Source organism: Kitasatospora sp. NPDC041988, from assembly GCF_055588525.1.
Genome location: NZ_JBVJCO010000067.1, coordinates 23665 through 36895, shown reverse-complemented (window position 1 = coordinate 36895; position 13231 = coordinate 23665). Strand labels below are relative to the sequence as shown.

Genomic DNA, 13231 nt, shown 5'->3' with positions numbered 1-13231 from the left:
CACCAACATGCACACGACACGCGAGTCAGCCTGAACGACTCTGTACCCACGAACGGGCGACACCAGATCATCCAGAAACGGACTTAACGTCCTCTGAGAGAGCCGATCCCATACCAGTCCTCTGGGGGCTTGGAAAGAACGGCGCCATGGTGGCACAGCGGAACGGGATATGACGGTCTATCAGATGCTTGCCCCGACCGGCCCGGGGGTGGCGCCGGGGTGTGCTCCGGCGCAATCCGGCGCGGGCATCCTTGGCCGTGGCGGCGTCCGGGCGGGGAGCGTGAGGAGGGGGCGGCGGTGTGCGAGGGGGGAAGGAAGGCTGCCGGTTGCACTCTGGCGCCGCCGGGCGATCTCTGGCACCATCTCAGCCGACGTGAACGAATCGTGTGCCGAACGTTCACTTCACCTGCACAAGAATCCGCTGTAGAGCGTCGTCGAGAGATCTGAGGCTTGCCATGAAGACCTTACGGACCCACACCTCGCACCTGGTGACGGTCGTGCTGCTGCTCCTGGGCATGATGACCGCCGCGAGCGCGCAGGCGCAGGCGGCCCCGCAGCGGGTCACCGGCAGCACGACCATCTGCTCCTTCTCCCCGATCCCGGCCGGGTGGGTCATCACGAGCTCGTACAGCAGCTGGGGCTGTCCCGGCTCCGGTGTCTCGTATTCGATCACCGACACGGCCGGGCAGACCAATCTGACCATCTGCTCCTTCTCCCCCAAGCCGGCCGGGTGGGTAGTGACCAGCTCGTACAGCACCAGCAACTGCGCGGGCAGCGGCGTCGCCTACGGCTTCCACAACGTGGCCAACGACCTCAACGTCGGCGCGTGCTCCATGACCCCGATCCCTGCGGGGTGGGTGATCAGCAGCTCGTACAGCAGCAGCAACTGCGCGGGCACCGGCGTCGCCTACTCGCTCCACAACACGGTCAACGACACCAGCACCGGCGCCTGCTCGATGACCCCGATTCCGGCCGGGTGGGTCGTCACCAGCTCGTACAGCAGCAGCAACTGCGCCGGCACCGGCATCTCCTACACCCTGTTCAAGATCACCACGCAGACCTCCGAGGTCGTCTGCTCCTTCTCCCCGCTGCCCGCCGGGTGGGTGGTCAGCAGCTACTACCCCAGCAGCAACTGCTACGGCAGCGGCGTCGCCTACTCCATCCGGAAGGCGTGACCTCCGGCCGCCCACGGGGCGTGAGGATGTGAGGGTGTGAGAGCAGGGCCTCCCGGTCGCCGCCGGGAGGCCCTGCCGCCGTCGCCGCGACCGGACCGGACGGCGAGCGGGCGGCGCTGTCACCGCGGCCTGGCGGACCGTCGACGGCCTGGAGCCCTCGCCGGGCTTCAAGGAGGAACGCCGGTCCGCCCTGAACCGCACGTTCGACCAGCTGGCCGACGCCGTCGACCGCGAGGCCGGGCCCACGCGATAGCCGCGGCCCGCGACGCGCGGTCGTCAGGCCGTCTCGGGGCCGAAGCGGCGCCGGTAGGCCGTCGGGGTGATGCCGCTGATGCTGTGGTGGCCGAGTTCCTTGAGCTCTTCGACGCGCATCCCGGTATGCCGGAGGATCTCCACGGTCGCCCAGCCGTAGAAGGCCAGTTTCTCCTCCGTCCGGAAGTCGCGCTGCGTTCCTGTGGCGTCAACGACCTTCGAAGGTTTGCCGCCGGCCCGCTCGGTGGATCGGGGCAGGGTGAAGCTCTCGCCGAGCACCGTGATGGTGGCTCCCAGGTCAGCCGCTTCCAGTGCCTCCAGGCGCTTCTGGGCTCCTTTCAGCCGGCGGGCAGCTGCCTGTACCAGTGCCGGCAGGACTGGCAGCCTCTCTCGGGTCCGGGCGTCAGATCTGGCGCGCACCTCCTGCGGGGCCTTCTTGGCGGAGCAGTCGGCTTCGGTCACTGGGGTCGGAGCGGCCCACGGTCCCCAGCGTTCGGGCTCGTCCAGAGCCCATTCGGCGATGTCCAGGTAGAAGCCCCGCACCGCCATCCTGATCATCAAGGCTCCGATGCGCGGCTCCGTTGTCGTCGCGACCGTGCCGTCCGGCATGCGGTGCCTGGCGGTCTTGACCGCGATCCGGGCCTTCCAGGCGTCGCGCACCTCCGGGACCAGGTGAAGGCTGTCGATCCCTGGGTGGTGCCGCTCCAGGTCGGCCCAGAAGTAGCCGACCAGATTCCTGGACAGATGCACCAACGTGACGTAGTCGATTGAGGGCTGCCGTTCGGTCAGGTAGCTGACGAGCAAGTCACGGATCGGCTTGCACTTCACGTCGAATCGGTCGACGAGCTGGGCCGGGCTCACCTGTCCGGCACGCTTCTCGATGCTCCGCAGGGTCTTGGGTGCGTCAGGGGGAAACTGGCCGCGGCTCTGAAGCAGGGCGTAGGCGAGCCGAGTGTGGCTCGTGGAGTTCGGCGTGGCCACCAACAGCAGTTCGAGGACATCGCCGACCACGATGTCGTCGATGCCGCCCCCCTTTGCCGCCAGGATGCGGGCCAGAGCCTTGAGCGCCTTCGAGGTGCGCCGCTGGTCCGGCTGTCCGGGCATGCGGACGTTACGCAGTGCGGCAAACCCCCTGGGATCGCGGGCGGCTTCGATGGCTTCGCGCAGGTGGGGCGACAGGCTGCTGGCGAGCCACGCCATGCTCGGGCGGATGACATCAGCGCAGATCAGCGCCAGTAGCCCGGAACCGAGCCCTGCCTTCTGCGGCTTCCTGCCGTGGGCGATCCCCCAGGCAAGGGGTGCCTCGGTCCAACCGACCGAGGTGGCGGCACCCGGGCTGGCGTTCCAGCGTTGCTGCCAGGTCTCGCCCTCGAAGGTCTCCAGCCATCGCAGCAGCAGACGCGCACCGACCATCCGCATCGAGTGGGTGGACTCCTTGCCGTTCTTGAACGGCGGCTGCCCCAGCCTGCGGAGAACCTCGTCGCGGGAAGATCTGGTAGTGCCCCAGTCTGTTCCCGGGCTACGTGGTGGGAACGTCTGCAGATAGGCATCGATCTCTCCGCCAGCCAGGCTCCTTGCAGCCCGGGCCGGCGGGGAGACGACGGGGACGGTGGTAGTCGTCACCTGGGCCTCCCACCGAAGAGAACGTCGAGGGAGTCGCGGTTATAGGCCGGCGCGGACGGGGCCGGAGGCGGGTCGTTGCGCTTGCGCTCCTGGCGGGCATGGTGCGCAAGACCTGCCGAGATCACGTCGTCCCTGGTGGGTCGGTTGTAGATGTCCAAGGTGGACAGGTGCTTATGGCCGAGGATGTGCTGGACGTAAACCGGTGGCATGCTCGGGTCGTCGAGCATCAAGAATGTCGCCGTGTGCCGCAGGTCGTGAAGCGTCCAGTTGGCGCCCAGGAGCTCGTTGGCGCGGTTGAACATCATGCGGGCCGCGTCGTACTCCAACGGTCGCCAGGGACGGCGCAGAGTCCACCACAGCGGCTGCGAACGGCCGCGGGGAACGCCCTTTCCCCAGGCGCCTTCCTGGTAGAGCCGCAGCCAGACGAACGCATCGGGGGTGGCGGGCAGCTCCTGGTAATCGCGCGTGCCCTTTCGGATCACGCCGATGGTCTGCTGGCCGACGACCGCATCGCGCTGCTTGGCCGTGAGCAGTTCCTCGGCGCGAGCGCCGGTGGCGACCCAGAAGGCCAGTAGGGCTCGGTCGCGATGTGAACGGAGACCTGCGAAGACCTCGGTGTACTTCTCGTCGGGGATGCGGCGCGGGATCCGCTTGGGGATCTTAGGTCGGTAGAGGCCGGTGCGCTGCTGCTTGTGTTCCTTCTCGGGGTTGTGGTGGGCGTTGGCTCGTGCCGAGCGCCGATTGCGGACCAGAGGGAAGGGATTGACCAGCAGCGAGCCGGTATTGCGCTCCAGATGGAAGTCGTAAAAGGTCCGCAGCACCGTCTCGCAGTGCGCCCGAGTATTGGGCGCGTACTTCTTCCCGACAGTGGGCTTGCCCGTCACCGGGTTCGGGGATCCCGGCGCTGGGCTGCCGGTCCGGGCAGGTTGAGGTATCTCGGCGGGGTTCTTGCCGCGGTGGCGCCAGTGGACTCGTACCGGCTTGTCCGCCAGCTTCATCCACAGCATGAAGTCTCGGGCATCCTCACGAACCGCGCGGTCCCACTCGATTCCGCATGCCCACAGGTAGCGCCACCAGCGCAGCAAATCCATCCCGTACGAACGAGGCGTCAGCGGAGAGCTGTCCGCTGCCATCAGGTCTTTGAGGTACGCCGCGACAGGTTCGATCGGCCGTCCGAACGGGTCCAGCACCTGATACGGCTCCCAGGGGTCTCCCGTCTCCAGCAACCTGCCCAACTCAGGCAACACGAAGTTCTTCAGATCCCTGTCGGGACGCTGTTCACCGGGCATGCCGGGAAGCTAGCTGAAACCCAAACTGACCTGCAAATACTTGTGAGTTGGTTCGGTCAACACGCCTGACACCTGCTGGGCACCCTAGATAAAACTTTGCACCGTGGGTCAGGGATAGGACACCGGGGCCTGCAACCCGTGTCCCATGCAAGAGTCACAGAGTTGACGATCAATCAGTACCTGTGCTGAGCAAGAGATTTCGCGGCAAGGATGCCTCACCCCGCCCCGAATGTCCGGCGCAGACCGTCCACCAGCCCCTCTGGCGTGGGCGGGTGGAACCGTCCGGCGAGGTAGCCGTCCGGGCGGACGAGGAAGGCCTCGCCGGGGCGGGCCGCGTAGGCGGCGGCGAACCCGCCCTCGGCGTCCCGGACGGACGGCAGGCGCCACCGGGGCGACGGCGCGTCCGGGGCGAGCACCGCGTACGCGTCCAGCAGTCCGTGGGCGGCGGACAGCGCGGCCACCGCGCACGTGGTCACATGCTCGTCCGGGGTGCCGGCGCCCACGTGGATCAGCAGCGTGTGCCGCGGGCTCCGCAGCAGGTCGAAGAGGCGGACGGGGTAGTTCGCGAGGTCCCGCTCCAGCCCCCGGCAGTCCGGCGCCCGCTCACCGGGGGCGGGCCCGCCGGTCGTGCCGTCGGCAGAGGCGACCGGTTCGACCAGGGGGCTGTCCGGATACGCGACCAGCAGCTGCGCCTCCCGCCGGAGCACCGCCTCGCGGTCCCCGGCATCGGCGGGTACGCCGTCCCGCGCGTGCCGCACCGTCCGGCCGACGACCTCCTCGCCGACCGGGTGCCGCTCGGCGTGGTAGCTGTCGAGCAGCCCGGTGGCGCCGATGCCCCGCACCGCGAGCGCCAGCTTCCAGGCCAGGTTGGCGGCGTCCTGGATGCCCGTGTTCATGCCCTGCGCCCCGGTCGGCGGGTGGATGTGGGCGGCGTCCCCGGCCAGGAAGAGGCGGCCCGCCCGGTAGCTGTTCACGAGGCGGTGGCTGATCCGGAAGGTGGACGACCAGCGCAGCGCCGAGGCTTGCACCGGCTGGGGCGAGAGCCGGTCGAGCACCGCCTGGATGTGCCGCAGTTCGGGTACCCGGCCGCCCTCCAGCCCGTGGGCGACACCGTCTCCCGGGCCGCCGTCGGCGGACAGCTCCTCCGGCACCATCATCGACATCCGGTACCGGCCCCGCCCCGGGAGCGGGATGCAGACCAGGATGTCGTCCACCCGGCCGGCCTCGTCGTGGTGCATGGCTCGGATGCCGTACCCCTCCGGGAGGTCCCAGTCGACCTCGACGTCGCCGAGCATGTACTGCTCGGGAAAGGCGTCGCCCTCGAACCGGAGGCCGGCCGCCTTCCGGACCAGGCTGTGTGCGCCGTCGCCGCCGATGACGTAGCGGGCGCGTACCTCCTGAGGCCCGGACGTGGTCCGGAGCAGAGCCCGGACGGCGTCGGCGTCCTGCTGGACGGAGAGCAGCTCGGTGCCCCGTTCGACCTGGGTGCCGTACCCGGCGAGGTGCTCGGTGAGCAGGCGTTCCGTCGTGTACTGGGGCAGCGCGGCGAAGCCGTACGGGATGTCGGGCGGCAGGGTCAGGTCGATTCGCGGCCCGGGCCGACCGTCGGCGAAGAGGAGCTGGCCGCGCATCGGGACGGCCTCGTCGAGCGCCGCGCGGACCATGCCCATCAGGTCCCACAGCTCCATCGTGCGCGGCTGCACCCCGACGGCCTTGGCGTAGTGCTGCGGGACGGCCAGCCTGTCCACGATCCGGCAGTCGGCCCCGTGGCGGCGCAGCTCGGCCGCGGCGGTGAGGCCCACCGGGCCCGCGCCCACGACCAGCACGTCGATCTCGTCCATGCCTGCTCCTCGACCGCGCCCCGACCGCGTCCCGGGCGTGCGCGACGGCCTCCTTCCAGGCTGCGCCCGACCGGCTCGGGGCCGCCACCCGTGGCGCTCGGCCCGCTTCGGCGGTCGGCCCCTGCCGCCGCCGCCCACGGTCGGGCCCGCGCGGCTGTGATGCCGCCGCTCCGAAGAGCGCGGTATCCGAGCGGCCGGACCGCGTGCCGGTGCCACGAGCGGCCGGACCCGTGTGCCCGGGCTAGCTGCCGTAGCCGTCGTCGGGCAGGCTGGGGTCGGGCTCCGGGCACTCGCCGTGGGAGAAGCCCCACACGTTGACCTTGTTCAGGATCCAGTCCTCCAGCAGCGGGGAGTCGTAGCTCTCCCGGCTGGTGAAGACGAAGCTCACCCGCACGTCGTCATCCGGCTCGGTCTGCAGAGTCCGCTGGTCGGTGAGGTTCTCGTACTCCACGGTCTTCCATCGGCAACCGGCCCGGACGAGCGCGGCGGTCAGCTCCGACTCGGTGACGCGTGAGTCGACCGTGCGCAGCTCACCCGGGCGGGGGCCGGGGAGCTCCAGCTCCTCATGCCAGGCCGGAATGATCATGGAGTCCAGTAGGCGGCACCGGCAGACGACCAACTGCACGCTGCCGTAGCAGAACCAGCGCGGCCAGCGGCTCTGCTCGTGGACGCGCCCGCCGGTCACGGGTGCACCGTACGCGGCGGTCAGTCCGGGGAGGTGGGCTCCGTAGGACAGGGCTCCCAGCTTCCCCGTCGTCGCCAGTACGGCCAGTTCCTCGGTGAAGTCCATGCGGTGGATCATCGCACCGCGGGCATGGTCGGTGGCCCCTGGGGGCGGTGCGGGCGAACCATCGGGCGGCGGGCTCACGGCGGGTCAGCCCCGGTGCGGGGGAGGGGCGGAGCCCACGGGCGGACGCCGGGAGGCCCGGAGCGGTACGGGGCGAGGCCGGGAGGCGGTACGCCCTCACCCGATGGGTGCGACTCGGACGATCCGCCCGGCCGCCGTACCCGGGCGGGCGGGGCCGCATGCCACCTTGGCGCTACTGTCCGGCCGGGGGCCGTCGACCCGCCGGCAGCCGACACCTCCTCCGCCACCGTCCCCACCGGAGCCATCCCATGCGCCGACGCAGGAGCCTGCTCCCGCTCGCAGCCACTCTCCTGGCCCTCACGGTCAGTACGACCCAGACCGCTTCGGCCGGCCACGCGCCGGGCGCCGGCCCGGACGTCCAACAGGGCGTCGTCCGCAGCGGGGACACCCCGATCGGGGCGGTCGACGTGACGCTGTACCGGGCGGGCGACCGTCCGGGCGCGCCGGCGCAGGCCCTCGCCCGGGGCCGGACCGACGCCGAGGGCCGCTTCCGTCTCGGCTACCGCCGGCCCGCCGACCCCCGGGCGGTGCTGTACCTGTTCGGCGAGCGCGGCCGCGGCGGCCCGGTCGGCCTGGCCGCCGTGCTCGGCTCGGCGCGCGAGCACGCGGGCGTGACGGCGGTCGACGGGGCCCGGTTCGACGAGGTGGTGGTCAACGAGCGGACGACGGTGGCGGCGGCCTACGCGCTGGCCCGGTTCGCCGGCCCGGAGGGCATCTCCGGTGGCTACCCCGGGCTGCAGAACGCCGCCGCGATCTCGCACAACCTCGCCGACGTCGAGGACGGCGGCATCGCCCGGGTGCTCGCCACCGCGCCCAACGGCGCGGAGACCTCCACGCTGGCCGCCTTCAACACGCTGGCCGACATCCTGGCCGGCTGTGTGGACGGTCAGACCTGCGCGGAGCTGTTCCGGCTGGCCCGGCAGCCCGGGGAGGCGGAGCCGGCCAACACCTTCGAGGCCGCCGTCGCGATCGCGCACGGGCCCGGCGAGCACGCCGGCGAGCTGTTCGCGCTGGCCGCCGTGCGACCGCTCTACCGGCCGGTGCTGCCCGCCGCCCCCGACGCCTGGACGCTGGCGCTGCGGTACAGCGGCAACGGTCACGAGCTCGACGGGCCGGGCAACATCGCCTTCGACGCCGACGGCAACGCCTGGGTCACCAACAACTACCAGTACGCCGCGGACCCCAGGACCTCCGTGTGCGGCGGCCGGAGCCTGCTTCGGCTCACCCCGACCGGCGAGGACGCGCCGGGCGCGCCCTACCGGGGCGGCGGCCTCTACGGCGCGGGCTATGGCATCACGCTCGACCCGAAGGGGGACATCTGGGTCGGCAACTTCGGCTTCCAGGGCTCCGGTTGCCCGCTCGACCCGGGCCCGCTGTACCGCAGCGTCTCGCAGTTCGCCCCGGACGGCGCGGCCAAGTCCCCTGCGGAGGGCTGGCGTTCGGGTGACATCGTCCAGCCGCAGGGCACGATCTCGGACCGGGAGGGCAACATCTGGATCGCCGACTGCGGCGGCCGGAGCGTCACCGTCCTGCCGCACGGCGACCCGCAGGCCGCGCGCCGGATCGCGCCGCCGGACGGTGCCCTGGTCAAGCCCTTCGACCTCGCCGTCGACGGGCACGGACAGGTGTCGGTGACGGGCAACGGCAGTGACAGCGTCCTTCAGCTGTCGCCGGAGGGCGAGCCGGTCCGCACCGTCACCGGCGGTGGCATCAAGAACCCGCTGGGCGTCGCCACCGACAGTCAGGGCAATGCCTGGGTGGCCAACAGCGGTGTCGTCCCGCTCCCGTGCGAGGACGGTACCGCTGTTGGCCTGGCCGACACCGTCCGGGACGTGGTGCAGCGGGTGCCGGGCGCCTCCGTGACCGTGGTCGGCCCGGACGGGACCACCCCGGACCGGCCCTTCGTCAACGACGGGCTCTTCCTGCCATGGGGCATCGCCGTGGACGGCGACGACACCGTGTGGGTCGCCAACTTCGGCGGCCACCGGGTCGCCCGGCTCTGCGGCACCCGGCTCTCCGCCTGCCCGCCCGGCCACCGGACCGGGCAGCCGATCTCGCCGCCCGACACGGGTTACACCTTCGACGGCCTGTCCCGGAACACCGCCGTGCAGATCGACCCTTCGGGAAACGTCTGGCTCACCAACAACTGGCAGACCGTCCCGCTGCAGACCAACCCGGGCGGCCGCGAACTGGTCGTGTTCGTCGGCCTCGCCGCCCCGGTCTGCACCCCGCTGATCGGCCCGCCGCAGCAGCCCTGACACCGGGACACCCGGCGCGGGCCGGGCGGCGGCGGTCTCGCCGCCAAGCGGCGTGCTTCCGGCGCGCACTGTCGATGCGTGACCGGTTCTGAACAGTTGGAGACAATCCCGGTCAACTCCTGACGTTCCGTCAAGCGATCTCCTACGCTTCGTGCGGCCCCGGCAGGCGCCGGTGCCCCGCGTGACCCGATGGTCCGACGAGTCTGGAGAAGACCCCCGTGAGAATACGTCGTTCCCCGCGCCGCTCCTGGACGGCCGTGGTCGCCACCGGTGCGGCCACGGCCGCGCTGTTGTCGCAGCCCGGCACCGCCGGGGCGGCCGCGCAGGCCGCGCCGCCGCCCGCCGTGACCGGCACCGTCGCGGTGGCGGCCTACCCGGCGGGAGTCGCCCTCGCGCCGGACGGGAGCCGGGCGTACGTGACCAGCCAGAGCACCGGCACCGTCAGCGTGCTCGACACCGCGACCAACGCCGTGACCGGCACCTTCACGGCCGGCACCGGCTCGTACGCCGTCGCCTGGACGCCGGACGGGCGGCACGCCTACCTGACCCACCACCTCGACGGCACGGTCAGCGTGCTGGACACGGCGGTCGACACCGTCACGGCCACCGTCCCGGTCGGCGCCGGGGCCTTCGGCGTCGTGGTCGCGCCCGACGGGGCGCACGCGTACGTCAGCAACACGGGTGACGCCACCGTGAGCGTGGTCGACACCGCGAGCAACACCGTCACCGCCACCGTCCCGGTCGGTGCCGAACCGCACGGCGTGGCCGTCGCCCCGGACGGCGCACACGTCTACGTCGCCGCCTCGGGCGCCCAGACGGTGGACGTCATCGACACCGCGAGCAACACGGTGAGCGCGAGCGTCCCGGTCGGGCACGGCGTCTTCGGCCTGGCGCTCAGCGCCGACGGCTCCCGCCTCTGGACCGCCAACGGGGGCGACAACACCGTCAGCGTGCTGGACACGGCGGGCCGGACCGTCGCGGGCACCGTGACGGTGGGCACCAATCCGTTCGCCGTCGCGCTCTCGCCGGACGGGCGGTACGCGTACGCGTCCAACTACGCCGACGACACGCTGAGCGTGATCACCACCGCCGACCGGACGGTCACCGCGACGGTGCCGGTCGGCGCGAGTCCGTTCACCCTGGCGCTCAGCCCCGACAGCCGGCGCGGCTACCTGGCCGACTTCACCGGCAATGCCGTGACCGTTCTCGGCTTCCCGCTGCCGGTGCCGGTGGTGACCGGGATCAGCCCGGCGTCCGGGCCGCAGGCCGGCGGGACGGTCGTCACCATCGCCGGGACCGACCTGGCCGGCGCGACCGCCGTCGGCTTCGGCGCCGCCGGGAACGCCACCGCCTTCTCGTGCACCGCGACCGGCTGCACCGCCACCGCGCCCGCCGCCTCCGCCGCCGGCATCGTGGACGTCCGGGTCACCACCCCGGGCGGCACCAGTGCCGTGACCCCCGCGGACCGCTTCAGCTACACCGCGCCCACCGCCGACCTCGCCGTCTCGCTCGGCGCCAATCCGGTGGGCGGGCTGTTCTCCGGCCGGGTCGACTACACGCTCACCCTCACCAACCAGGGCCCGGCCGCGGTGGACTCGGCCACCGTCACCGCGGCGCTGCCCGCGGGGTTCACCGCCTCCTCCACCGACTGCACCCTTGCGGCCGGCAAGCTGACCTGCACCGTCGCCGGCCCGCTCGCCCGCGGTGCGAGTACCACCCGGCACCTGACGCTCCAGGTCGGCCTGCTCAACCTCGGCCACTCGTTCACCGTGACGGCCGCCCGCACCGCGAGCACGCCCGCCGACCCGGTGCCGGCCAACGACCAGGCCTCCCGCACCTGCTCCGCCACCCTGGCCCTGCTGATCAGCTGCCGCTGATCCCCCCGGCCCCCGTCCCGGCCCCCGTCCCGACGACCGGGGCGGGGGCCTCGTGCAGACATCACTGGACGAACCGTCCAGACTGGACGTACAGTCCAAACATGACCGCAGAAACCCCCGACCCGCGCGTCCGGACCTGGGCGCCCGCCTGCCAGGCGGTGGCGCTGCTGCTCGGCCCCTACGCCGAAGTGGTGCTGCACGACGTCGCGCGGGACGAGGTGCTCGCCCTCTGGAACCCGATGAGCGGCCGCGCCCCCGGCGACCCGTCCCTGCTCGGCGAACTGGACGGACTGGACCCGTCCGCGCCCGACGTCTACGGGCCCTACGAGAAGCTGCTCCCCGACGGGCGGCGGCTCTCCTCGGTCAGCGCCGTCCTGCGCGACACCGACGGGCGGCCCTCGGCGGTGCTCTGCGTCAACTTCGACCGCGGACCGCTGGAGCACGCCGCCGCCCTGCTGGCCGGCTTCGCCGCCCCGACCGCGCCCCGCCCGGCACCGCTCTTCGAACGCGACTGGACGGAGCGGATGAACGACGTCATCGGCGGATACGTCCGTGCCCACGGGCGCCCGCCGGAACGGCTCGGCCGTGAGGACCGGCTCGCCGTGCTGCGCGAACTCGACCGGGCCGGGGTGCTCGCGGTGCGCCGCGCCGTCCCGGCCGTCGCCACCGCGCTCAAGGTGTCGCGCTCCACCGTCTACACCCTGCTCGCCGACCTCAAGGCCGAGCCCGGGGACGAGACCGCGACCGCGACCGTGACCCCGACAGAGACGACGACAGAGACGACGACAGAGACCGTGACCGACACACCGCAGAGGAACGACCGATGACCAGGCTCCCCGACTTTCGGCTGGAAACCTACTTCTCCCGCTGGGAGTTCACCGCCCGCCACCACCTCACCGCCTCCGACGCGCAGACCATGGCGATGTCCGAACTGCTCGCCCTGGCTTGCCCCGAGGACCGGCACGCCTGGGACACCCTCACCCTCGGCTACACCGAGACCTTCGGCGACCCGGCGCTGCGGCAGGCCGTCGCGGGGATGTACGAGCACGTCGACGCCGACGACGTGATCTGCTTCGGCGGCGCGCAGGAGGCACTCAACCTCGCCATGCAGGTGCTGCTCGGCCCCGCCGACCACGCCGTCGTGGTGACCCCCAACTACCAGTCCGCGGAGACGATTCCGCTCTCCCTCTGCGAGGTCACCGGCGTCGCCCTGGACGCCGGCCGGGACTGGGCGCTCGACCTGGACGAACTGACCGCCGCGCTGCGGCCCAACACCCGGGTCGTCTCCGTCAACTTCCCCAACAACCCGACCGGCAAGATCATCGACGCCGCCGACTTCACCGCGCTCGCCCGGATCTGCGACGAGCGCGGCATCCACCTCTTCAGTGACGAGGTCTACCGCGGTCTGGAGCGCGACCCGGCCCGCGCCCTGCCGCAGGCCGCCGACCTCTCCGAGCGGGCGCTCTCGCTCAACGTCACCTCCAAGTCGCTCGGCCTGCCGGGCCTGCGGATCGGCTGGATCGCCTGCCGCGACCGGGAGTTGCGCAGCCGCCTGGAGCGCGCCAAGCACTACACCACGATCTGCAACTCCGCACCCAGCGAGATCCTGGCCCGGATCGCGATCAACAACCGCGAGCCGATCCTGGCCCGCAACCGGGCGGTCATCGCCGCCAACCTGCCGCTCTTCGACGCGTTCTTCGCCGGGTTCGCCGACCTCTTCGAGTGGCGGGCCCCGGACGGCGGCTGCGTCGCCTACCCCCGCTACCTCGGCCCGGACGGGGTGGAGGAGTTCTGCACCGGACTGGTCGAGGAGGCCGGCGTCCTGCTGCTGCCGGCGAGCATCTACCGCTCCGACCTCACCCCCACCCCCGCCGACCGCTTCCGGATCGGCCTCGGCCGCCGCGACCCGGAGCCCGCGCTGGACGCCTTCGCCGGCTGGCTGAAGGGCCGGCGGTGACCGTCCCCGCCGGGGCGGGCGGGCGGACGGGGTGAACCGCCGGGTGCCGCCGGTCCGTTGAGGGAGGTGCGGGGCCGGGTGGCCCCGTGCA

9 protein-coding genes are annotated in these 13231 nt (G+C 72.0%); 5 read left to right on the top strand and 4 right to left on the bottom strand.

Annotated elements, in window-relative coordinates:
• The first annotated feature begins 455 nt into the window (after window positions 1–455).
• Window positions 456–1175, top strand: a complete 720-nt coding sequence (locus tag ACZ6NC_RS39260; protein WP_392934775.1) for a hypothetical protein — start codon at window positions 456–458, stop codon at window positions 1173–1175.
• Between the two features lie 276 nt (window positions 1176–1451).
• Here ACZ6NC_RS39260 and ACZ6NC_RS39255 read toward each other — a convergent pair whose 3' ends face one another.
• The 4 genes from ACZ6NC_RS39255 to ACZ6NC_RS39240 all read right to left on the bottom strand — a co-directional run bounded on the left by ACZ6NC_RS39255 (window position 1452) and on the right by ACZ6NC_RS39240 (window position 6970).
• On the bottom strand, window positions 1452–3050 hold the full coding sequence (locus ACZ6NC_RS39255; RefSeq protein WP_465738688.1) for a hypothetical protein: 1599 nt from the start codon (window positions 3048–3050) through the stop codon (window positions 1452–1454).
• Window positions 3047–4339 carry a tyrosine-type recombinase/integrase gene (locus ACZ6NC_RS39250; protein WP_465738687.1) on the bottom strand — a complete coding sequence of 431 codons (1293 nt, stop codon included), beginning with the start codon at window positions 4337–4339 and terminating at the stop codon, window positions 3047–3049. Before ACZ6NC_RS39250 ends, ACZ6NC_RS39255 begins: the two co-directional genes overlap by 4 nt.
• A 215-nt stretch (window positions 4340–4554) precedes the next feature.
• Window positions 4555–6180, bottom strand: coding sequence for an FAD-dependent monooxygenase (locus ACZ6NC_RS39245; RefSeq protein WP_465738686.1), 1626 nt, complete (start codon window positions 6178–6180; stop codon window positions 4555–4557).
• Window positions 6181–6421: 241 nt separating this feature from the next.
• Entirely contained in the window at window positions 6422–6970 is a 549-nt protein-coding gene (locus ACZ6NC_RS39240; RefSeq protein WP_465738685.1) for a hypothetical protein, read from the bottom strand.
• Window positions 6971–7296: 326 nt separating this feature from the next.
• Here ACZ6NC_RS39240 and ACZ6NC_RS39235 point away from each other — a divergent pair, with 326 nt between their 5' ends.
• From ACZ6NC_RS39235 to ACZ6NC_RS39220, 4 genes are all read left to right on the top strand, one after another.
• Entirely contained in the window at window positions 7297–9306 is a 2010-nt protein-coding gene (locus tag ACZ6NC_RS39235) for an NHL repeat-containing protein (protein WP_465738684.1), read from the top strand.
• Window positions 9307–9524: 218 nt separating this feature from the next.
• On the top strand, window positions 9525–11183 hold the full coding sequence (locus ACZ6NC_RS39230) for a cytochrome D1 domain-containing protein (protein WP_465738683.1): 1659 nt from the start codon (window positions 9525–9527) through the stop codon (window positions 11181–11183).
• 101 nt (window positions 11184–11284) lie between these two features.
• A complete protein-coding gene (locus tag ACZ6NC_RS39225; protein ID WP_465738682.1) occupies window positions 11285–12010 on the top strand; it encodes a helix-turn-helix transcriptional regulator in 726 nt (241 codons plus the stop codon).
• A complete protein-coding gene (locus ACZ6NC_RS39220; protein ID WP_465738681.1) occupies window positions 12007–13140 on the top strand; it encodes an aminotransferase class I/II-fold pyridoxal phosphate-dependent enzyme in 1134 nt (377 codons plus the stop codon). The genes ACZ6NC_RS39225 and ACZ6NC_RS39220 overlap by 4 nt, the downstream gene beginning before the upstream one ends.
• Window positions 13141–13231: the final 91 nt, after the last annotated feature.

Excerpts from the sequence above, each read along its gene's own strand:
- ACZ6NC_RS39245 (WP_465738686.1), bottom strand. The coding sequence starts at position 6,180 with ATGGACGAGATCGACGTGCTGGTCGTGGGCGCGGGCCCGGTGGGCCTC.
- ACZ6NC_RS39220 (WP_465738681.1), top strand. The coding sequence starts at position 12,007 with ATGACCAGGCTCCCCGACTTTCGGCTGGAAACCTACTTCTCCCGCTGG.
- ACZ6NC_RS39240 (WP_465738685.1), bottom strand. The coding sequence starts at position 6,970 with ATGGACTTCACCGAGGAACTGGCCGTACTGGCGACGACGGGGAAGCTG.
- ACZ6NC_RS39235 (WP_465738684.1), top strand. The coding sequence starts at position 7,297 with ATGCGCCGACGCAGGAGCCTGCTCCCGCTCGCAGCCACTCTCCTGGCC.
- ACZ6NC_RS39225 (WP_465738682.1), top strand. The coding sequence starts at position 11,285 with ATGACCGCAGAAACCCCCGACCCGCGCGTCCGGACCTGGGCGCCCGCC.
- ACZ6NC_RS39250 (WP_465738687.1), bottom strand. The coding sequence starts at position 4,339 with ATGCCCGGTGAACAGCGTCCCGACAGGGATCTGAAGAACTTCGTGTTG.
- ACZ6NC_RS39260 (WP_392934775.1), top strand. The coding sequence starts at position 456 with ATGAAGACCTTACGGACCCACACCTCGCACCTGGTGACGGTCGTGCTG.